Annotated in this window: 16 protein-coding genes; 13 read left to right on the top strand and 3 right to left on the bottom strand. The window is 72.1% G+C overall.

Annotated features, from left to right (window positions below):
- Positions 1-75 precede the first annotated feature (75 nt).
- The 5 genes from IE107_RS02835 (at position 76) to IE107_RS02815 (ending at position 5,996) form a co-directional block, all read left to right on the top strand.
- Positions 76-1,278, top strand: a complete 1,203-nt coding sequence (locus tag IE107_RS02835) for a bifunctional adenosylcobinamide kinase/adenosylcobinamide-phosphate guanylyltransferase (RefSeq protein WP_189540662.1) — start codon at positions 76-78, stop codon at positions 1,276-1,278.
- A 30-nt stretch (positions 1,279-1,308) separates the two neighbouring features.
- Entirely contained in the window at positions 1,309-2,148 is an 840-nt protein-coding gene (locus IE107_RS02830) for a class I SAM-dependent methyltransferase (RefSeq protein WP_189540660.1), read from the top strand.
- 95 nt (positions 2,149-2,243) lie between these two features.
- Positions 2,244-3,350: a nicotinate-nucleotide--dimethylbenzimidazole phosphoribosyltransferase gene (gene cobT / locus IE107_RS02825; RefSeq protein WP_189540658.1), complete on the top strand. Its 1,107-nt coding sequence runs from the start codon at positions 2,244-2,246 to the stop codon at positions 3,348-3,350.
- Positions 3,351-3,438: 88 nt separating this feature from the next.
- On the top strand, positions 3,439-5,244 hold the full coding sequence (locus IE107_RS02820; RefSeq protein ID WP_189540656.1) for a phosphatidylglycerol lysyltransferase domain-containing protein: 1,806 nt from the start codon (positions 3,439-3,441) through the stop codon (positions 5,242-5,244).
- Positions 5,241-5,996 (top strand): hypothetical protein, encoded by a 756-nt coding sequence (locus IE107_RS02815; RefSeq protein ID WP_189540654.1) that lies wholly within the window; start codon positions 5,241-5,243, stop codon positions 5,994-5,996. Before IE107_RS02820 ends, IE107_RS02815 begins: the two co-directional genes overlap by 4 nt.
- Here IE107_RS02815 and IE107_RS02810 read toward each other — a convergent pair.
- Positions 5,903-6,664, bottom strand: a complete 762-nt coding sequence (locus tag IE107_RS02810) for a hypothetical protein (protein ID WP_189540653.1) — start codon at positions 6,662-6,664, stop codon at positions 5,903-5,905. The genes IE107_RS02815 and IE107_RS02810 overlap by 94 nt on opposite strands.
- Before the next feature lie 88 nt (positions 6,665-6,752).
- On the opposite strand from IE107_RS02810, the gene IE107_RS02805 reads away from it, so the two are divergent.
- Positions 6,753-7,532, top strand: coding sequence for an adenosylcobinamide-GDP ribazoletransferase (locus tag IE107_RS02805; RefSeq protein WP_189540651.1), 780 nt, complete (start codon positions 6,753-6,755; stop codon positions 7,530-7,532).
- 108 nt (positions 7,533-7,640) lie between these two features.
- On the opposite strand, the gene IE107_RS02800 is transcribed toward IE107_RS02805, so the two are convergent.
- Positions 7,641-8,471 (bottom strand): endo alpha-1,4 polygalactosaminidase, encoded by an 831-nt coding sequence (locus IE107_RS02800; RefSeq protein WP_189540649.1) that lies wholly within the window; start codon positions 8,469-8,471, stop codon positions 7,641-7,643.
- Positions 8,472-8,730: 259 nt separating this feature from the next.
- Between IE107_RS02800 and IE107_RS02795 the strand changes: the two genes are divergently transcribed.
- From IE107_RS02795 to IE107_RS02765, 7 genes are all read left to right on the top strand, one after another.
- Positions 8,731-10,275, top strand: a complete 1,545-nt coding sequence (locus IE107_RS02795) for a leucyl aminopeptidase (RefSeq protein ID WP_189540647.1) — start codon at positions 8,731-8,733, stop codon at positions 10,273-10,275.
- Positions 10,276-10,602: 327 nt separating this feature from the next.
- Positions 10,603-11,991, top strand: a complete 1,389-nt coding sequence (gene lpdA / locus IE107_RS02790; RefSeq protein ID WP_189540645.1) for a dihydrolipoyl dehydrogenase — start codon at positions 10,603-10,605, stop codon at positions 11,989-11,991.
- 61 nt (positions 11,992-12,052) lie between these two features.
- Positions 12,053-13,858: a 2-oxoglutarate dehydrogenase, E2 component, dihydrolipoamide succinyltransferase gene (gene sucB / locus IE107_RS02785; RefSeq protein WP_189540643.1), complete on the top strand. Its 1,806-nt coding sequence runs from the start codon at positions 12,053-12,055 to the stop codon at positions 13,856-13,858.
- A gap of 147 nt (positions 13,859-14,005) precedes the next feature.
- A complete protein-coding gene (locus IE107_RS02780; protein ID WP_189540641.1) occupies positions 14,006-14,629 on the top strand; it encodes a GntR family transcriptional regulator in 624 nt (207 codons plus the stop codon).
- A 256-nt stretch (positions 14,630-14,885) separates the two neighbouring features.
- Entirely contained in the window at positions 14,886-17,555 is a 2,670-nt protein-coding gene (gene aceE, locus IE107_RS02775; RefSeq protein ID WP_189540639.1) for a pyruvate dehydrogenase (acetyl-transferring), homodimeric type, read from the top strand.
- 60 nt (positions 17,556-17,615) lie between these two features.
- Positions 17,616-18,587 (top strand): helix-turn-helix transcriptional regulator, encoded by a 972-nt coding sequence (locus IE107_RS02770; RefSeq protein WP_189540637.1) that lies wholly within the window; start codon positions 17,616-17,618, stop codon positions 18,585-18,587.
- Positions 18,588-18,648: 61 nt separating this feature from the next.
- Complete coding sequence (locus IE107_RS02765) at positions 18,649-19,170, top strand: DUF4240 domain-containing protein (protein ID WP_189541363.1); 522 nt, start codon at positions 18,649-18,651, stop codon at positions 19,168-19,170.
- 34 nt (positions 19,171-19,204) lie between these two features.
- Here IE107_RS02765 and IE107_RS02760 read toward each other — a convergent pair whose 3' ends face one another.
- Positions 19,205-19,975, bottom strand: a complete 771-nt coding sequence (locus IE107_RS02760) for an SDR family NAD(P)-dependent oxidoreductase (protein WP_189540635.1) — start codon at positions 19,973-19,975, stop codon at positions 19,205-19,207.
- Positions 19,976-20,060 lie beyond the last annotated feature (85 nt).

Genomic DNA, 20,060 nt, shown 5'->3' with positions numbered 1-20,060 from the left:
CGAGGCCGGTACGGGCCCCGGTCCGGGCTGCCCCACGTCGCGCACCGGTTGCGCGGACGCGGGAGGATCGGAAGCGTGGAACTGACTCTGCTCGGCACCGGAGCCCCCGACGGGCTGCCGCGGCCCGAATGTCCTTGCGCCGCCTGCGCCGCCGCCCGCGGGGCGCGCACGCGGGCGTCGACCGCACTGCTGGTCGACGGCGCGCTGCTGCTCGACCTCACTCCGGGAGCCGTGTTCGCCGCGGCCCGTGCGGGGCACTCGCTCACCGGGGTGCGGCAGGTGCTGCTCACCCATCCGCACGACGGGCCCGCCGTGGAGCTGCCCGCGGGGCTGCCCCCGGCGGGACGGGTGCCCGACGGGCGGGTGCTCACGCTGATCAGCGGGCACCGGGTGCGGGCGGTGCCGATGGACGCACCGGGGACGGGGTACGAGGTCACGGGTCCGGCGGGCCCCCGGCTGCTGTACCTGCCGCGGGGGGCCGCGCCCGCCGGTCTCACGGACCGGGTCGCGGAGCCGTACGACATGGTGGTCGGCGATGTGGTGGGGCGGCCGGACGCGGTGGCGCGGCTGCGGGCCGTGGCGGCGATCGGCCCGGACACCGAGATCGTGGCCGTCCACCTGGACCATGACGCGCCGCCCGGCGCCGAACTGGACCGGCGGCTCGCGGCGGCCGGCGCGCGGGCCGTGCCGGACGGGACGACGCTGGTGGTGGGCGAGTACCACGAGGCCCTGGAGGTGCCGCGGCGCACGCTGGTGACGGGCGGGGCCAGATCGGGCAAGTCCGTGGAGGCCGAGCGGCGCCTGGAGACGTTCCCCGAGGTGGTGTACGTGGCGACCGGCGGCGGCAGGGAGGGGGACGCCGAGTGGGCGGCCCGGATCGACCTGCACCGGGAGCGCAGACCGGCCGCCTGGCGCACCGAGGAGACCTGCGAGCTGGTGGACCTGCTGGCGTCGGACGGGCCTCCACTGCTGATCGACTGCCTGTCGCTGTGGCTGACCGACGCGATGGACCGGGTGGGCGCCTGGGACGACGCGGCGTGGGCGGGCGGCGGCGAGGACGCCCTGCGGGAGCGGACCGCCGAGCTGGTCGCGGCGGTGCGCGGAACGCGCCGTACGGTCGTCGCCGTCACCAACGAGGCCGGCTCGGGCGTGGTGCCCGCGACGGCCGCCGGACGGCGGTTCCGCGACGAGCTGGGCCGGCTGAACGCCGCGTTCGCCGACGAGTGCGAACAAGTACTGCTGGTGGTGGCCGGGCAGGCGCTGGTCCTGCGCGGCTGACCGGAAACACACGGAACAGGAGGAGCTGACATGGCAGGCGTGCGACCGATGCTGAGCGGGGTCCCGGAGACCCTGCTGTGGACGCTCTACAACCGGGCCTACGAGGCGGGCCGGCGCTATCCGGTGCTGGACGATCCGGTGGCGCTGCGGCTGCTGGAGGACCTGGACTATCCCTTCGAGGAGCGGTTCGGACGGCCGAACCCGTTCCTCTCGCAGGCCCAGGGACTGCGCTCGCGCTGCTTCGACCTGGCTGTGCAGGAGTATCTTGCCGACCGGCCGCGGGCCACCGTGGTCGCGCTCGGCGACGGGCTGGAGACCGGCTTCTGGCGGGTCGACAACGGCCGGCTGAACTGGCTGAGCGTGGATCTTCCGGAGGTGGCCGAACTGCGCCGGAAGCTGCTGCCCGCCTCGGACCGGCTGCGCACGCTGTCGCGGTCGGCGACCGATCTCTCCTGGCTGGACGAGATCGAGGACCCGCAGGGCCGCGGTGTCGTCGTCACGACGCAGGGGCTGCTGATGTACCTGCGTCCCGCGGAGGTCCGGGAGATCCTGGCGGCCTGCGCCGAACGGCTGCCCGGCGGCATCCTGGTCCTGGACACGATGGCGCGCCGGCTCGCCAGGGGCACCGTGGCCGGCCGGTCCAAGGTCGGTGCGACCGCCGTTCCGCCGATGCGCTGGGCCATGAACCCCGGCGAGCGGCCCAAGCTGCGCGCCGCGCATCCGGCGATCACCGAGGTGCGCGCGCTGCGGCTGCCGCGGGGGCGGGGAGCGATGGGCGAGCTGATCCGGATCCAGTCGCTGCTCCCGGGGCTGCGGGCCCTGACGCCCGCGATGACGCAACTGCGGTTCGGTGGAAGAACCTCGTACTGACCGGGCGTCAGAAAGGCGGCGGGTACTGTTCCGCAGTGAGCCCGCCGCCGGGCTCACCGGCCCACTCGACGCATCGACCCGCGAGGCAGACCCCCGTGAATCTGGACGACTTCTCCGATCTGATCGAACGCCCCGACGGCGGTGTACGGCGCGACGCCGAGGAACGCCGGGAGCGCCTGACCGTTCCCGTCGGCGCCCTCGGCCGCCTGGACGAGCTGGGCGAATGGCTCTCGGCCGCACAGCAGTCCGTACCGGTCAGGGCGATCGAGCAGCCGCGCGTGGTGCTCTTCGCCGGTGATCACGGGGTGGCCGGGCTGGGCGTCTCCGGGCGCGCGGCCGGCACCGCGCACGAACTGGTGCGGGCCACCCTGGACGGCGCGACGCCGCTCGCGGTGCTGGCCCGGCAGTTCTCCGTACCGGTCCGGATCGTCGACGCCGGCCTGGACTGCGACCCGGAGCTGCTGCCCGAGCCGGTGGTACGTCACCGGGTGCGGCGCGGCAGTGGCCGGATCGACATCGAGGACGCACTGACGGCCGAGGAGGCCGAGCGGGCGGTGCGGCTCGGCATGGCGATCGCCGACGAGGAGGCCGACTCGGGCACCGATCTGGTGGTGCTCGGCGATCTGAGCGTGGGCGGGACGACGGCCGCGGCCACGCTGATCGCGGCGCTGTGCGGCACCGACGCCTCGGTGGTCACCGGGCGCGGTGGTGCGGGGATCGACGATCTGGCGTGGATGCGCAAGTGTGCGGCGGTCCGGGACGCGCTGCGGCGGGCCCGGCCGGTCCTGGGCGATCAGCTGGAGCTGCTGGCCACGGTGGGCGGTGCGGATCTGGCGGCGATGACCGGGTTCCTGCTCCAGTGCGCGGTGCGCAGGCTGCCGGTGATCCTGGACGGCGTGGTCTCCGCGGCCTGTGCGCTGGTGGGCCAGCGGGCGGCCTTCCGGGCGCCGGACTGGTGGCTGGCGGGGCAGGCGAGCGGTGAACCGGCGCAGACCAAGGCGCTGGACCGGATGGCACTCAACCCGTTGCTGGACCACGGCGTCATCGTGGGGGAAGGAAGCGGGGCATTGCTCGCACTCCCGCTGGTGCGGGCCGCTGCCGCACTCGCGGCCGAGCTGCCCGAACGCGACCCCGTCGCCGAGGGGAAGGACGGCGCCGACGAGGGAGCCGAGGCAGGCGCCGCGTACGACGACGCGACCTGAGACTCACGGACCGGCGGCGCTGCGGTTGTCGAAGTCCGGCCGCAGCACAGCCCCTCATGCAGCGCGATGCACCATATGATCGCTTTTCATGGGAGAGGTCCGATTGGCCACCGAGGATTCCGGGCGGAGCGCCGTCCGGCCACCGAGCACCGTCCGGTCACGGCGCGCCGCGGCATTCGCCATCTGGTACCTGCGCGTCGTGTCGTTCATCAACTTCCTGAGCGCCGTCTGGGTCACTCTCGGCAACGACCTGCGCCGCCACAACACCGAGAACTACTTCACCCCCTACCTGCTCACCGCGGGCTTCTCCTCCGGCGTCGTCGCGCTCTTCCTGGCCATCACCATGCGCCGCCGCAAGCGGGCCGCCTGGATCGTGAACATGGTGGTGAGCGGCTTGTTGCTGCTGCTCTTCGCCCTGGTGATCGTCTTCCCGGAGGTCCGGCGGTATCCGCAGAACTGGATCTCGCTGACGCTGACCGCCGCCTTCGTCCTGGCGCTGCTCCTGGGACGGCGCGAGTTCTACGCGAAGGGCGACCGGTCCAACCCGAAACTGGCGGCCGTCGTCGCGGTCGGCGGGCTGCTGGTCACCTCGCTGATCGCCACCGGCCTGGTCGCCCTCACCAACACCGCGCCCGACGACTACCGCGCCTCCTTCCTGGACCGCTGGCGCTACGGGGCACTGAGGCTGGTCTCGGTCGCCGACAACGACGCCGCCTTCCCCGGGATCACCACCCCCGGCTGGGTCGACGTCACCATCAACATCCTCTCCACGCTGCTGCTGATCGCCGTCGTCTACGTGGCGTTCCGCTCCCGCCGGGCGGTCGACCCGATCACCCCCGAGGACGAGTCCCGGCTGCGGGCGCTGCTCGACCGGCACGGCGAGCGCGACTCGCTGGGCTACTTCGCGCTGCGCCGGGAGAAGAGCGTCGTCTGGTCCCCCACCGGGAAGGCCGCCGTCATGTACCGGGTGGTGGGCGGGGTCTCGCTCGCCTCCGGTGATCCCATCGGCGACCCAGAGGCGTGGCCGGGGGCGATCGGGCCGTGGCTGGCCGAGGCCCGCGAGCACGGCTGGATCCCGGCGGTGATGGGGGTGAGCGAGGAGGGCGGCACCGTCTACGCCCGGCACGGCCTCGACGCCCTGGAGCTCGGCGACGAGGCGATCGTGGAGACCGCCGAGTTCACCCTCGAAGGGCGGGCGATGCGCACCGTGCGCCAGGCGTACAACCGGGTCGGGCGCGCCGGGTACGAGGTGACCGTCCGGCGCCACGCCGACATCCCCCAACAGGAGATGGCCGAGCTGGTGCGACGCGCCGACGACTGGCGCGACGGAGCGACCGAACGCGGCTTCTCGATGGCGCTCGGCCGGCTCGGCGATCCGGCCGACGGGCAGTGCGTGATGCTCGAATGCCGGGACGCCCCGGCCGGGGAGCACGGCGCGCCGGGCGAGTTGCGCGCCGTGCTGAGCTTCGTCCCCTGGGGGCCGCACGGCCTCTCGCTGGACCTGATGCGCCGTGACCGGGACGCCGAGAACGGGCTGATGGAGTTCATGGTCATCGAACTCCTCCGGCGGGCGGAGGAGATCGGGATCACTCAGGTCTCGCTGAACTTCGCGATGTTCCGGTCGGTCTTCGAGAGGGGTGCGCGACTCGGCGCGGGACCGGTGCTGCGGCTGTGGCGCTCCTTGCTCAGCTTCTTCTCGCGCTGGTGGCAGATCGAGTCGCTGTACCGCGCCAACGCCAAGTACCGGCCGATCTGGGAGCCGCGTTTCATGCTGTTCGAGAAGAGCTCCGACCTGCTGCGCATCGGTGTGGCGGCGGGGCGTGCCGAGGGGTTCCTGGAGGCGCCCGGTCTGCCCAAGTGGCTGCACCGCTCGCACCTCGGGACCGAGGGATGAGACCCGCTCCCGTGCTGCGCGGGGCGGCTCGCCGGGAGTGGGGCCCGCTGCTGACGACCGTACGCGGCGCCCTCGCCGCCGAGCAGCTGCGGGCGATCCCGATGACGATCGCCGCGGTCTGTCTGACGGCCCTGCTCCAGGCGGTGCAGAACCAGTCGTGGGGCTTCGGGGCGGTGCAGGGCCTCGGGGCGCTGCGGGCCGAGGATCCGTTGTGGGCGGCGCTGCTGCGTACGCCTCTGTCGCTGTTCGTGCCGGCACTGGATCTGCCGGTCTGGGGGGCGCTGGTGCAGATCCTGGTGGTGTTCGGTACCGCCGAGATCTGTCTGGGCCGGTGGCGCACGCTGCTGATCGCGTACACGGCGACGCTGGCCGGGACGCTGTACGCGCGGATCGGTGTCGCGCTCGGCCCGGACAGGCTGTTGGGGCTGCCGGACTCGGACGCCGGGGTCGTCGACACCGGACCGTCGGCGGCGGTGGTCGGCCTCGCCGTCTATCTCTGCTTCATCCACCGGGCCTGCTTCACCGGGGCATTGGTGATCGCGGCGATGGTGGTCGAGGTGGTCCTGAAGAACAATCTGGCGGGCAAGGAGCACCTGGTGGCGATCGCCGCGGTCCTCGTGATCTGCGTCCGCGCGCCCCGCCGGTACCGGTCCCGGGATCAGGGCTTGCGCCCGGAGGCCGGCACCCGGTCCGGTGCGCCGCCGATCAGATCCTCGAACCTGCGCCGCGGGCCCACCCAGCGCACGTCGTGACGGTAGGCGCGCAGCATCGAGCGGGCGCGGGCCCGGTGGCGGTTGCGGTAGAAGCGCCTCGCCCACATCGATGTCGGCCGGGCCAGCCGGATCGCCCCGATCAGCGCGACGAACGGGACGAGCGTGCCGACGACCGCGAGCCGCGTCCTGCCCTTGAAGAGAGCGATCAGCACGAAGCAGAAGTTGACCACCAGGGTCAGCACCACGCCGAGCCTGCCCTGCTGCTGGTCGCTGCTCAGTTCGTTCACGCCGAGCGGTGAGAACCCGGCCAGCACCAGCAGTACCAGCGCCGCGGTGAGGACCACCACCTCCACGCTCTGGCGGCCCTCCTCGGTCCAGTACACGTCGTCGAGGTGGAGGATCAGCGCGAACTCGTCCAGCACCAGCCCCGCGCCCGCACCGAAGACCACGGCGCAGATCCCCGCGGTGACGCCCTGCCGTCCGCTGGCGACCGCGCCGAAGCCGCCGACGACGCTCAGCACCACACCGGGGACCACGTGGTGGATGTGCATCCCGCCGGGTGCGATGTTGCGGAACGGGCCCTTCCCCGCCCGGATCATCCGGGTGACGAAGCGGGTGATCGCGAAGGTGAGCACAAAGGCGGCCAGGGCGAGGAGCAGCGGCAGCTTTCCCGGCTCGACGATGTTCTGATCGAACCAGTGACCCATGCCACCCACTCCCGATAGAACGCTTCTGTCATGGTTTGTCGCGTTACGGGCAATCTATCGGCCGGGCCCACCGATTAGCCTGCGCGCCGTGACCTCCCTGAACAGCCACGGCATCCGTTTCGCCTTCGGCACCCTGACGGTGCTCCCCGTCCGTGTCACCCGCTGGGACCGTGCGGCCGCCCGTGCCGGGATGCTGTGCGCCCCGCTCGCCGGCCTCGTCGTGGGGCTGCTCGCGGCGGTGCCCGGTGTCCTGTTGCTGCTGCTCGGCTCGGGGCCGCTGCTCGCCGCGGTCGCCTCGGCCGCCGTGCCCGCCGTGCTCACCCGGGGCCTGCATCTGGACGGTCTCGCGGACACCGCCGACGGCCTGGGCAGCGGCAAGCCGGCCGGCGACGCCCTGCGGATCATGAAGCAGTCGGACATCGGCCCGTTCGGTGTGATCACCCTGCTGTTCGTGCTGCTGGCGCAGGTCGCGGCGCTCCATCAGCTGTACGGGCGGGGCTGGGCGCAGGGCGCGGTGGCTGCGGCCGTCGCCGCGGTCACCGCCCGGCTCGCGCTCACCCTGGCCTCCCGCCGGGGCGTGCCGCCGGCCCGTCCGGAGGGACTGGGGGCGGCGGTGGCGGGCACGGTCACGGTCCGGGGCGCGGTGGCGGCCGGGGTGGTGGTGGTCGCGGGGTGCGCGGGTGCCGGGGCACTCCTCGGCGGGTACGGGGCGCTGCGCCACGCGCTGGCCGCACTGGCCGCGCTCGGTGTCGCCCAGCTCCTGCTGCGGCACTGTGTGCGGCGCTTCGGCGGGGTGACCGGTGATGTCTTCGGCGCGCTGGCCGAGGCGGCGGCGACGACGGCTCTGGTGGCCCTCACGTTCGGTTAGGGTCTTTCGGCGCGGCTCAGACCGACCGGCAATTGGGGGGGGCGGCGTCGCGGGGCTGGGCACGCGCGTCTGCGGCGTTGTCGTCAATCACCATGGCTCCGGTCGGTCTCAGGTACGGCCCTTCGGGCACTCCTGGCGCCACACGCCCAGCTCGTACTTCTTCAGCAGCGAACTGAGCCCCAGCCGCCGTGATCCGGCACAGAACCGGGCGACGGGCAGCTCGTACTCGACGTGGAAGACGGCCTTGCCCGCCTTCACGAAGGGGGTGAGCTTCTCGCACTCCCCGTACTGCGCGCACTGCTCGTTGACCGCGAAGTCGAAGTCCGGCTCCAGCTCCGGGATCTGCCCGAGGTCGTTCTTCAGGCCGACGGCCAGCCCGTGGCGGTGGGCGATCCGGGCGATGAGCCGGTTGTAGCGCAGCTGGTCGGCGGCGGTCAGCGGGAAGCCGGTGCGGTTGCGGTAGCCGTCCATGTTGTCGGGCTCCACCGCGTCGAAGCCCTTGTCGGCACACATCTCGATCCGCCGTTCCATCAGCGGCTCCAGGACGTCCGTACGGCGGATGTCGAGCCAGTACTCCCCCTCCCAGCCGTTGCTCTTCCCCCGTACCGAGGCGGGGAACTTCCCGGCGTCCGGGCGGAACTCCTCCCAGGCACCGGTGGAGAGGTAGCAGATCACCTTGCGGCCCCGGCGGTGCAGATCGGCGACCGCCGAGGCCTTGTGCTCGAAGCCGTCGATGTCGTACACCGGGACGTCCACCGTCGGGTCCAGCCGGCCGGAGAGCTGCCACTGCCAGCCGATGCCCGGCTCCGGCCGCCAGCGGCCCTTCCCGGAGGGTTCCGGCGCCGACGTGCAGCCGGTCAGCAGGACCAGCAGCATCAGTACGGCGGCGGTCGGCGGCCGGCCTGCTCGCCTCACGCGTGCGGCCCCACGGGCGTGCATGGTTCTCCCCCTGTCGGTCCGGCAGTGCCAACGACCCTACGTCCGCGTCCGGTTCGGCACTCACGGGCCCCGGCGCGGACGCCCGGGGCCGCTCCCGTGGATCCACAACAGGCCACCGACGGCCCGCCGCCGTGATACCGCAGCAATGGCGCGCGTAGGCTCATTCCCGGCACATTGCGACGGCGTCTACGATGCGCCGGGCACGGTCGGCCCACCCCTCGACCGACAACGAACTCAACGGAAGCGAGATTTCACCACCGTGACTGCTCTCACTCTCAGCACTGCCGGTGCGGCGACGCTGCGCGCCGACGCACTCGTCGTCGGCGTCGCGAAGGGCGCCAAGGGGCCGGTCCTCGCGCCGGGCGCCGAGGCCGTGGACAAGGCGTTCGACGGAAAGCTCGCCACCGTCCTCGATGCCCTGGGCGCCGCGGGTGCCGAGGGCGAGGTGACCAAGCTCCCAGCGCCCGACGGCCTCAAGGTCCCGGTCGTCATCGCGGTCGGGCTCGGCTCCGTCCCGGAGAAGGACGAGGCGTACGGCACCGAGGCGCTGCGCCGCGCCGCGGGCTCGGCCGCCCGCGCCCTGACCGGTTCGAAGAAGGCCGGCTTCGCGCTCCCCGTCACGTCCGTCGAGGACGCCGAGGCGATCGCCGAGGGCGCGCTCCTGGGCGCGTACGCCTTCACCGCGTACCAGGGCGGCGAGAACAAGCTCGCCCCCAAGGGCAAGAAGAACGGCAACGGCGCGAAGCTCCCGCTCGGCGAGGTCGCCCTGCTCGGCGCCAAGCCGCGCGACAAGGCGTTCAAGGCGGCCGCCGAGCGCGCCGTCGCGGTGGCCGAGGAGATCAACCGCGCCCGCGACCTGATCAACACCCCGCCGAACGACCTGTACCCCGAGTCCTTCGCCGCCGTGGCCACCGCCGCGGGCAAGGAGCACGGCATCAAGGTGCAGGTCCTGGACGAGAAGGCGCTCGTCAAGGGCGGCTTCGGCGGTCTGCTCGGCGTCGGCCAGGGCTCGACCCACGGCCCGCGCCTGGTGAAGCTCGCCTACACGCACCCGAAGGCGGAGAAGACCCTGGCCCTGGTCGGCAAGGGCATCACCTACGACTCGGGCGGCATCTCGCTGAAGCCGGCCGGCCACAACGAGACGATGAAGTGCGACATGAGCGGCGCCGCCGCCGTGTTCGCGACCGTCGTCGCGGCCGCCCGTCTCGGCCTCCGGGTCAACGTCACCGGCTGGCTGGCGCTCGCCGAGAACATGCCGTCGGGCAACGCCACCCGCCCCGGTGACGTGCTGCGCATGTACAGCGGCAAGACCGTCGAGGTCCTCAACACGGACGCCGAGGGCCGGCTCGTCCTCGCCGACGCGCTGACCCGCGCCTCGGAGGAGAACCCGGACGCGATCGTCGACGTGGCGACCCTGACCGGCGCGATGGTGCTGGCGCTGGGCAACCGCACCTTCGGCATCATGGCGAACGACGACGCCTTCCGTACCTCCGTCCACGAGATCGCCGAGGAGGTCGGCGAGGCCTCCTGGCCGATGCCGCTCCCCGCCGACCTGCGCAAGGGCATGGACTCCCCGACCGCCGACATCGCCAACATGGGCGAGCGGATGGGCGGCGGCCTGGTGGCCGGTCTGTTCCTGCAGGAGTTCGTGGGCGAGGGCATCACCTGGGCACACCTGGACATCGCAGGCCCGGCCTTCCACGAGGGCGCACCCTACGGCTACACGCCGAAGGGCGGCACGGGCTCCGCGGTCCGCACGCTGGTCAAGCTGGCCGAGCGCACCGCCGCCGGAGACCTCGGCTGAGGTCCCGACCATGACGTACGGCCCCGGGCATAGGCCCGGGGCCGTACGTGTTACGCCCACGGCATCGCCGCACGGATCCGGCCGGTTTCGCTCTCGACGAAATCAGCAGGGGTCTACGCAGCGGTAACCCCCTGAGACGGATGATCATCCGCCTCAGACCCGGGCCCCGCGTCCCGCCCACCGTCAACAAGTGCGAAGATGGGTTCTCGGCAGGACAGGGCCCCCACCACAGGGCCGACCAACAAAGCGGCCGAACACCAGCCGACCGGCCGGTCATCCCCCAGCGACGGGGCCCGGCGTACGGCGCACATGCATGGAGGACGTGACGTGGCGAACGACGCCAGCACCGTTTTCGACCTAGTGATCCTCGGCGGTGGTAGCGGCGGTTACGCCGCGGCCCTGCGCGGAGCGCAGCTGGGCCTGGACGTCGCTCTGATCGAGAAGGGCAAGGTCGGCGGCACCTGCCTGCACAACGGCTGCATCCCCACGAAGGCCCTGCTGCACGCCGGCGAGATCGCCGACCAGGCGCGCGAGTCGGCCCAGTTCGGTGTCAAGGCCACCTTCGAGGGCATCGACATCGAGGCCGTCCACAAGTACAAGGACGACGTGATCTCGGGCCTGTACAAGGGTCTGCAGGGCCTCATCGCCTCGCGCAAGGTCACCTACATCGAGGGTGAGGGACGGCTCTCCTCCCCCACCTCGGTGGATGTGAACGGCCAGCGCGTCCAGGGCCGCCACGTGCTGCTCGCGACCGGCTCCGTGCCGAAGTCGCTGCCGGGCCTGGAGATCGACGGCAACCGCATCATCTCGTCGGACCACGCGCTGAAGCTGGACCGCGTCCCGAAGTCCGCGATCGTGCTGGGCGGCGGCGTCATCGGCGTCGAGTTCGCCTCGGCGTGGACGTCCTTCGGCACCGACGTGACGATCATCGAGGGCCTGAAGCACCTCGTCCCGGTCGAGGACGAGAACAGCTCGAAGCTTCTTGAGCGCGCCTTCCGCAAGCGCGGCATCAAGTTCAACCTCGGTACGTTCTTCCAGAGCGCCGAGTACACGCAGGACGGCGTCCGCGTGACCCTCGCCGACGGCAAGACCTTCGAGGCCGAGGTGCTGCTGGTCGCCATCGGCCGCGGCCCGGTCTCGCAGGGCCTGGGCTACGAGGAGGCCGGCGTCGCGATGGACCGCGGTTACGTCCTCGTCGACGAGTACATGCAGACCAACGTGCCGACCATCTCGGCCGTGGGTGACCTGGCCCCGACGCTCCAGCTCGCGCACGTCGGCTTCGCCGAGGGCATCCTGGTGGCGGAGCGGTTGGCCGGTCTGAAGACCGTTCCGATCGACTACGACGGTGTCCCGCGGGTGACGTACTGCCACCCCGAGGTCGCCTCCGTGGGCATCACCGAGGCCAAGGCCAAGGAGCTCTACGGCGCGGACAAGGTCGTCGCTCTGAAGTACAACCTCGCGGGCAACGGCAAGAGCAAGATCCTCAAGACCGCGGGCGAGATCAAGCTCGTCCAGGTCAAGGACGGTGCCGTGGTCGGCGTCCACATGGTCGGTGACCGTATGGGCGAGCAGGTCGGCGAAGCCCAGCTGATCTACAACTGGGAGGCGCTGCCCGCCGAGGTCGCGCAGCTCATCCACGCCCACCCGACGCAGAACGAGGCGATGGGCGAGGCCCACCTGGCCCTCGCGGGCAAGCCGCTGCACTCCCACGACTGATCCAGTCGACCGGGCGCGACGACCGACCACTTCCGCACTTTCGTAAGGAGCAACTGAAACCATGTCGGTTTCCGTAACCCTTCCGGCGCTCGGCGAGAGCGTCACCGAGGGCACTGTCACCCGCTGGCTGAAGGCCGAGGGCGAGCGCGTCGAGGCCGACGAGCCGTTGCTCGAGGTTTCGACCGACAAGGTCGACACCGAGATCCCGGCCCCCGCGGCCGGCATCCTGTCCGCCATCAAGGTCGCCGAGGACGAGACCGTCGAGGTCGGCGCCGAGCTGGCCGTCATCGACGACGGCACGGGTGCGCCCGTGGCCGCCGCGGCTCCGGCCGCCGAGCCCGCGGCCGCCCCGGCCCCGGCGCCGGCCGCTGAGGCCCCCGCCGCCGCTCCGGCCCCCGCGGCCGAGGCTCCGGCCGCCGCACCGGCCGGTGGCGCCGCCGGTACCGACGTCACCCTTCCGGCGCTCGGCGAGAGCGTCACCGAGGGCACCGTCACCCGCTGGCTGAAGGAGGTCGGCGAGGAGGTCACGGAGGACGAGCCCCTCCTGGAGGTCTCCACGGACAAGGTCGACACCGAGATTCCGGCCCCGGTCTCCGGTGTGCTGCTGGAGATCGTCGTCGCCGAGGACGAGACCGCCGAGGTCGGCGCCAAGCTCGCCGTCATCGGTGCCGCCGGTGCCGCTCCGGCCGCTGCCCCGGCCCCGGCCGCCCCGGCTCCGGCCGCCGCCCCGGCTCCGGCTCCGGCCCCGGTCGCTGCCCCGGCCCCGGCCGCTCCGGTCGCCCCCGCGCCGGCTCCGGCCCCGGTCGCCGCCCCGGCCCCGGCCGCTCCGGCCCCGGTGGCGCCCGCCGCTCCGGCTCCGGTGGCCCCGGCCGCCCCGGCTCCGGTCGCCCCGGCCGCCCCGGCCGCGATCTCCGGTGACGACGGCGCGTACGTCACGCCGCTGGTCCGCAAGCTGGCCGCCGAGAGCGGCGTCGACCTGGGCGCAGTCAAGGGCACCGGCGTCGGTGGCCGTATCCGCAAGCAGGACGTCGTCGCCGCCGCGGAGGCCGCCAGGGCCGCCGCCGCTGCCCCGGCTCCGGCCGCCGCCCCTGCTGTGACTGCCGGAGGCCATGCCGCCTCGAAGGCGCCGAAGCTGGAGGCGTCCCCGCTGCGCGGTCAGACGGTCAAGATGACCCGCATGCGCAAGGTCATCGGCGACAACATGATGAAGGCGCTGCACTCGCAGGCCCAGCTGACCTCGGTCGTCGAGGTCGACGTCACCAGGCTGATGAAGCTGCGCAACCAGGCGAAGGACGCGTTCGCCGCCCGCGAGGGCGTCAAGCTGTCCCCGATGCCGTTCTACGTCAAGGCGGCGGCCCAGGCGCTGAAGGCCCACCCGGTCATCAACGCCCGGATCAACGAGGACGAGGGCACCATCACGTACTTCGACTCGGAGAACATCGGCATCGCCGTGGACGCCGAGAAGGGCCTGATGACCCCGGTCATCAAGGGTGCGGGCGACCTGAACATCGCCGGTATCTCGAAGAAGACCGCCGAGCTGGCCGGCAAGGCCCGCGGTGGCGGCCTGACGCCGGACGACATGTCCGGTGCCACCTTCACCATCAGCAACACCGGCTCGCGCGGTGCGCTCTTCGACACCGTCATCGTGCCCCCGAACCAGGCAGCCATCCTGGGCATCGGCGCCACGGTCAAGCGCCCGGCGGTCATCGAGACCGAGGAGGGCACCGTCATCGGTGTCCGCGACATGACGTACCTCTCGCTCTCCTACGACCACCGTCTGGTGGACGGCGCGGACGCCGCCCGCTACCTGACGTCGGTCAAGGCGATCCTGGAGGCCGGTGAGTTCGAGGTCGAGCTCGGCCTCTGAGCACCGCTTCTGTAACCAGCCTCACCAGCGGCGCCCCCGTCCGGAACACTTCCGGGCGGGGGCGCCGCCGTATTGTCTAGACACCACCGGTCGCCCCGGCAATCGTGATGGTGCGGACAGCACCGGTTTGCCCCGAAGGAGCCCCTCATGACCCCGCCCGTCGTCCACTCGCTGCGCGAACAGATCCGCGAGCACATCGTGGACGGGATCGTCAGCGGGCGATGGAAGCCCGGTGAGCGGATCGTGGAGCGCCGCATCGCCACCGAGCTGGAGGTCAGCCAGACGCCCGTGCGCGAGGCGCTGCGGGAGCTGGAGACGCTCCGGCTGATCGAGTCGGCGCCCAACAAGGGCGTGCGGGTCCGCAATCTCACCGCCGCCGACCTGGAGGAGAGCTACCCGGTACGGGCCGGTCTGGAGCAGATCGCGGCGGAGCTGGCGGCCCCGGCCCTCGGCGAGGACTGCTCGCGCCTCACCCCGCATGTGGCGGCGCTCTACGAGGCGGACCGGCTGGCCGACGGTGAGGCGCAGGTACGGCACACCGTGGGTTTCCACCGCGAGATGGTGCGGGCCGCCGGGAACGCGGTGCTGCTGCACACCTGGGAGGGACTGGGCATCGAGGTGTTCACCGCCCTGTCGATCCGGTGGCTGGGCACGGTGCAGAAGTCGTACGCGGAGGAGCACGAGGCCCTCATCGAGGCGTTCCTGCGCAAGGACCCGGACATCGGCGCACTCGTCAAGGCGCACGTGCTCGGCTGCGCGCCGCGCGCCTGAGGGCCGTACGCATCTGTCGCGCGGGGCGCTCGCGTGTGCAGGCGGGCGCCCTTTTTGCGCCCTAAATCCCGTCACTCCGTGCCCCGTTTCGCGGCACCGCATGCCAATTTCTTCGGATCGAGAAGTTTTGCCCTTCACCCTTTGATCGATCATCGATCGGCGACTTACAGTTCACTCCGCGGGCCCACCGGCCCCATCGCCCTGTCCTGCCAGTCAGGGCCTTCTCCACCCCCCTCCACTCCGGAAGGCGGCGATCATGACCGACCCCGTAGGAAAGCTTCCGAGCGAGCTCGACCAGCTCCCGGACCGTGACCCCGAGGAGACCGCCGAATGGGCGGCCTCCCTGGATGCCGTCACCAAGGCCGCGGGCCCGCACCGCGCCGCGTACCTGATGCGTCGCTCGCTGGAGCACGCCGAGGGCGCCGGTCTCGCGCTGCCCAAGCTGCTGGAGACCGATTACGTCAACTCCATCCCGACCGCCGCCGAGCCCGCATTCGACGGCGATCTGGAGATGGAGTCCAGGATCACCGCCTGGAACCGCTGGAACGCGGCCGCGATGGTCACCCGTGGCGCCCGCTTCGGCGTCGGCGGCCACATCGCCACCTTCGCCTCGGCGGCCTGGCTGTACGAGACCGGCTTCAACCACTTCTTCCGCGGCAAGGAGGGGGACGGCTCCGGCGACCAGCTCTACATCCAGGGCCACGCCTCCCCCGGAATCTACGCCCGCGCCTTCCTCGACGGCCGACTGAGCGAACAGCAGCTCGACAACTTCCGCCAGGAGGCGGGCGGCAACGGCCTGCCGTCCTATCCGCACCCGCGGCGGCTGCCGTGGCTGTGGGAGTTCCCCACCGTGTCGATGGGCCTCGGCCCGCTCTCGGCGATCTACCAGGCGCGCTTCAACCGCTACCTCGCCAACCGCAGCATCAAGGACACGTCGAACTCGCACGTCTGGGCCTTCCTCGGCGACGGCGAGATGGACGAGCCCGAGGCGACCGCCGCCCTCGCCCTCGCGGCCCGTGAGCGGCTCGACAACCTGACCTTCGTGATCAACTGCAACCTGCAGCGCCTCGACGGCCCGGTCCGCGCCAACTTCCGCGTGGTCCAGGAGCTGGAGGGTGCCTTCCGCGGCGCCGGCTGGAACGTCGTCAAGACGCTCTGGGGCAACGCCTGGGACGAGTTGTTCCGGCTGGACACCACCGGTGCGCTGGTCCGCCGGCTCCGGGAGGTCCCGGACGCGCAGTTCCAGACGTACGCCACCCGCGACGTCGCGTACATCCGCGAGCACTTCTTCGGCGCCGAGCCCGCGCTCGCCGAGCTGGCGAAGCTGCTCACCGACGCGAAGATCGCCGAGTGCTTCTACACCTCGCGCGGCGGCCACGAGGCCCGCAAGGTGTACGCGGCGTACAGGGCCGCCGTCGAGCACAAGGGCGCGCCGACCGTGATCCTCGCCCAGACGGTGAAGGGCTTCACGCTCGGCAAGGGCTTCGAGTCCAAGAACGCCAACCACCAGATGAAGAAGCTGTCCGTCGACGAGTTCAAGGACATGCGCGAGCTGCTCGGCCTCCCGATCCCGGACAGCGCCTTCGCCGACGGCCTGGTGCCCTACGGCCACCCGGGCGCAGACTCCCCCGAGGTCCGCTACCTCCAGGAACGCCGTGCCGCCCTCGGCGGTCCCGCGCCGGCCCGCCGTACGCACGCGGTGGCGCTGCCCCAGCCCGAGGAGCGCGCGTTCGCCGCGCTGAAGAAGGGCTCCGGCAAGCAGGAGATGGCCACCACGATGGCCTTCGTGCGCCTGGTCAAGGACCTGATGCGGGACAAGGAGACCGGCAGGCGCTGGGTTCCGATCGTCCCGGACGAGGCCCGTACCTTCGGTATGGAGTCGCTGTTCCCGTCGGCCGGTATCTACTCCCCGCTGGGCCAGACGTACGATCCGGTCGACCGCGACCAGCTGATGTACTACAAGGAGGCCAAGGACGGCCAGATCCTCAACGAGGGGATCACCGAGGCCGGGGCCATGGCCGACTTCATCGCCGCCTCGACGTCGTACGCGACGCACGGCGAGACGATGATCCCCTTCTACATCTTCTACTCGATGTTCGGCTGGCAGCGGACCGGCGACCAGTTCTGGCAGCTCGCCGACCAGCTCGGCAAGGGCTTCATCGTCGGCGCCACCGCGGGCCGTACGACGCTGACCGGCGAGGGCCTCCAGCACGCGGACGGCCACTCGCACCTGATCGCCGCCACGAACCCCGCGTCGCTCAACTACGACCCGGCGTTCGCGTACGAGATCGCGGTGATCGTCAAGGACGGTCTGCGCCGGATGTACGGCCCCGAGGCCGAGAACGTCTTCTACTACCTGACGGTCTACAACGAGCCGAAGCCGCAGCCCGCGATGCCGGAGGGCGTCGAGGAGGGCATCGTCAAGGGCCTGTACCGCTTCAAGGAGGGCACCGGGGCCTCGGCCGACGCCCCGCGGGTCCAGCTGCTGGCCTCCGGCACGGCGATCCACTGGGCCCTGGAGGCTCAGGAGCTGCTGGCCGCGGACTGGGGGGTCACGGCCGACGTCTGGTCCGCCACGTCCTGGGGCGAGCTGCGCCGCGACGCGCTGGAGTGCGACGAGGCGCTGCTCCGCGGTGAGCAGCGGGTGCCGTACGTGGCCCAGGCGCTGGAGGGCGCACCGGGTCCGGTCGTCGCGGTCAGCGACTGGATGCGGCAGGTCCCGGACCAGATCAGCCAGTGGGTGGAGCAGGACTGGACCTCGCTCGGCACGGACGGCTTCGGCCTCTCCGACACCCGCGACGCGGCCCGCCGCCACTTCGGCGTCGACGCCCGCTCGATCACGGTCGCGGCCCTGGCCCAGCTGGCCCGCCGCGGCGAGGTGACCGCGTCCTCGGTCAAGGAGGCCCGGGAGCGGTACGGGCTGTGAGGTGAGGGCGGCCGGGCACACACCCGGCCGCCTCACGCGGCGTGCGGCCACAATGGCCGCATGCGCGCTGCCCGTCTCATCAGAATGGTGCTGCTCCTGCAGTCCCGTCCCGCCATGACCGCCGCCGAACTCGCCCGGGAGCTGGAGGTGTCCGAGCGGACCGTGACCCGGGACGCGCAGGCGCTCTCGGAGGCGGGCGTGCCGGTGTACGCGGACCGGGGCCGGGCCGGGGGCTACCGCCTGGTCGGCGGCTACCGCACGCGCCTGACCGGCCTCGCCCGTGACGAGGCGGAGGCGCTCTTCCTCTCCGGACTGCCGTCCGCCCTGCGCGAGATGGGCCTGGAGGACGCCGCGTCCGCCGCCCGGCTCAAGGTGTCGGCGGCCCTGCTGCCCTCACTGCGGGACGCCTCGGAGAGCGCCGGCCGGCGCTTTCATCTGGATGCTCCCGGCTGGTACCAGGAGCCGGTCACCCCCGAACTGCTGCCGGCCGTCGCCGAGGCCGTCTGGGACGACCGGATCGTCCGCGCGCACTACCGCCGGGGCGGCGGGGACGGCGAGGTGGAGCGGGAGATGGCACCGCACGGGCTCGTCCTGAAGGCCGGGGTCTGGTACGTCTGCGCCCGCGTGGGGGACGACTTCCGGGTGTACCGGATCGACCGGTTCTCGGCCGTGACGGTGTCCGGCGAGCGGTTCGAGCGCGACGAGCGGTTCGATCTGCCGGGCTTCTGGGAGGAGCGGGCCGCCCAGTTCGCCCGGTCGCTGCTGCGGACCGTGGTGACGGTGCGGGTGTCACCCGAGGGCGTACGCCGACTGCCGCACGTCATGGACCGTTCGGCGGTCCGCGAGGCCCTGGAGGCGGCCGGGCCGCCCGATGCCGAGGGATGGCTCACGGTCACCCTGCCGGTCGAGTCCGACGAGGTCGCCCACAGTCAACTGCTGTCCCTGGGGCCGGAGTCGGAGGTCCTGGAGCCGGCCGCCCTGCGCGGCCGTTTCGCCGCCGCCGCCGAACGCCTGCGCGAGCTCTATCGCTGAGGGCTTCTTCTCCCCGCGTCCGCGTGCGTCGCCTCCTGCCAGGGCCGATGCTTGACCCGTGATGGACGAGACGGAGTTCTGGGAGATCATCGACAGCACCCGCGCGGCCGCCGAGGGCGACCCCGAGGACCAGGCCGACCTGCTCGTCGAACGGCTGGTGCGGCTCGATCCCGACGCGGTGCTGGATTTCGCCAGGCACTTCGAGGCCCGTTTCAACCGTGCCTACCGCTGGGACCTGTGGGGCGCCGCCGCCGTCCTGCTCGGCGGTGCGAGCGACGACGCCTTCGACTTCTTCCGCTGCTGGCTGATCGGCCAGGGCCGGGAGGTCTTCGAGGGCGCCGTGCACGACCCGGACTCCCTCGCCGGCCTCCTCGACGACTTCGACGAGGAGATCGACGGGGACGGCGAGGATCTCGGCTACGCCGCCGACGAGGCCTACGAACAGCTCACCGGCGTGGTCGCCCCGGACCTCGGCCTGCCGCCCCAGACCGCCGAGCCCGAGGGCACCCCCGTGAACTTCGAGGACGACTCGGCGCTGGCGGAGCGCTTCCCCTCGCTCTGGGAGCGGTTCGGGCCGGGCTGAGGGCCGGGCCGAGCGGTGCTGCCGCGCCGTCGCCTCAGAAGTGCGTTCCGCCGTCGATCCGGATCTCCGTACCGGTGATGAACGCCCCGTCCCGCGAGCCGAGCATCGCGACGACGCCGGCGACGGTGTCCGGGCTGGCGAAGCCCGCCCCGAGCGCCGGGGACAGCTTCATGAAGAGCGACATGTCGGCATCGGCGGGCAGCCCCGGGCCGTTGCCGCTGGTCATGTCGGAGGAGATGGAGCCGGGTGCGACGGCGACGACCCGCAGCCCCTGCTTGCTGTACTCGCTCGCCAGCGCGTGCGTCATCGACTGGATGCCGCCCTTGCTCGCCGCGTACGCCGACATGTACGGGTGCGCGAAGCTCGCCGAGGTGGAGGAGAAGTTCACGACGACCGGCTCGTCGCCTGCCAGCAGGGCCGGAATCGCCTCGCGGATCATCAGGAAGGTACCCGTGAGGTTGACCGCGATGATCTTGTTGAAGAACTCCAGCGATGTCTTGTGGGTGTGCTCGGAGCGCAGGATTCCGGCCGCATTGACCAGGACGTCGAGCCCGCCGAGGGTCTCCACCGCGGAGGCGACGCCCGCCCGGACCGCGACCTCGTCCGAGATGTCCAGGACGAGGGTGGTGAGGCGCTCGGCGGTGCCGTTCGCCACGGCCGCCTCGTGGGTGGCCTTCAGCCCGGCCTCGTTGACGTCGGCGGCGACGACGCGGCCGCCCTCGGCCAGGAAGCGGTGGACGGTGGCCTGTCCGATGCCGGAGCCGGCCCCGGTGATGAGTGCGCGGCGGCCTTCGTAGCGGTTCATTTCTGTATCTCCCGATCCCGGTGACTGCCCGGTGACTGCTGTCCCGATGCGTCTCGGCGGCGCCCCGATGACGTCCCGACCTATG

This window comes from Streptomyces gelaticus, assembly GCF_014649535.1.
GTDB classification, from domain to species: domain Bacteria; phylum Actinomycetota; class Actinomycetes; order Streptomycetales; family Streptomycetaceae; genus Streptomyces; species Streptomyces gelaticus.
The sequence above is the reverse complement of the archived record's forward strand: the minus strand, read 5'-3'. Positions and strand labels throughout refer to the sequence as shown.

Bases quoted from the DNA above. Each gene is read 5' to 3' on its own strand.
- IE107_RS02810 (WP_189540653.1), bottom strand. From the start codon at position 6,664: ATGGGTCACTGGTTCGATCAGAACATCGTCGAGCCGGGAAAGCTGCCG.
- IE107_RS02770 (WP_189540637.1), top strand. From the start codon at position 17,616: ATGCGCGCTGCCCGTCTCATCAGAATGGTGCTGCTCCTGCAGTCCCGT.
- IE107_RS02760 (WP_189540635.1), bottom strand. From the start codon at position 19,975: ATGAACCGCTACGAAGGCCGCCGCGCACTCATCACCGGGGCCGGCTCC.
- IE107_RS02780 (WP_189540641.1), top strand. From the start codon at position 14,006: ATGACCCCGCCCGTCGTCCACTCGCTGCGCGAACAGATCCGCGAGCAC.
- sucB (WP_189540643.1), top strand. From the start codon at position 12,053: ATGTCGGTTTCCGTAACCCTTCCGGCGCTCGGCGAGAGCGTCACCGAG.
- IE107_RS02815 (WP_189540654.1), top strand. From the start codon at position 5,241: ATGAGACCCGCTCCCGTGCTGCGCGGGGCGGCTCGCCGGGAGTGGGGC.
- IE107_RS02830 (WP_189540660.1), top strand. From the start codon at position 1,309: ATGGCAGGCGTGCGACCGATGCTGAGCGGGGTCCCGGAGACCCTGCTG.
- aceE (WP_189540639.1), top strand. From the start codon at position 14,886: ATGACCGACCCCGTAGGAAAGCTTCCGAGCGAGCTCGACCAGCTCCCG.
- IE107_RS02765 (WP_189541363.1), top strand. From the start codon at position 18,649: ATGGACGAGACGGAGTTCTGGGAGATCATCGACAGCACCCGCGCGGCC.
- IE107_RS02800 (WP_189540649.1), bottom strand. From the start codon at position 8,471: ATGCACGCCCGTGGGGCCGCACGCGTGAGGCGAGCAGGCCGGCCGCCG.
- IE107_RS02820 (WP_189540656.1), top strand. From the start codon at position 3,439: ATGGGAGAGGTCCGATTGGCCACCGAGGATTCCGGGCGGAGCGCCGTC.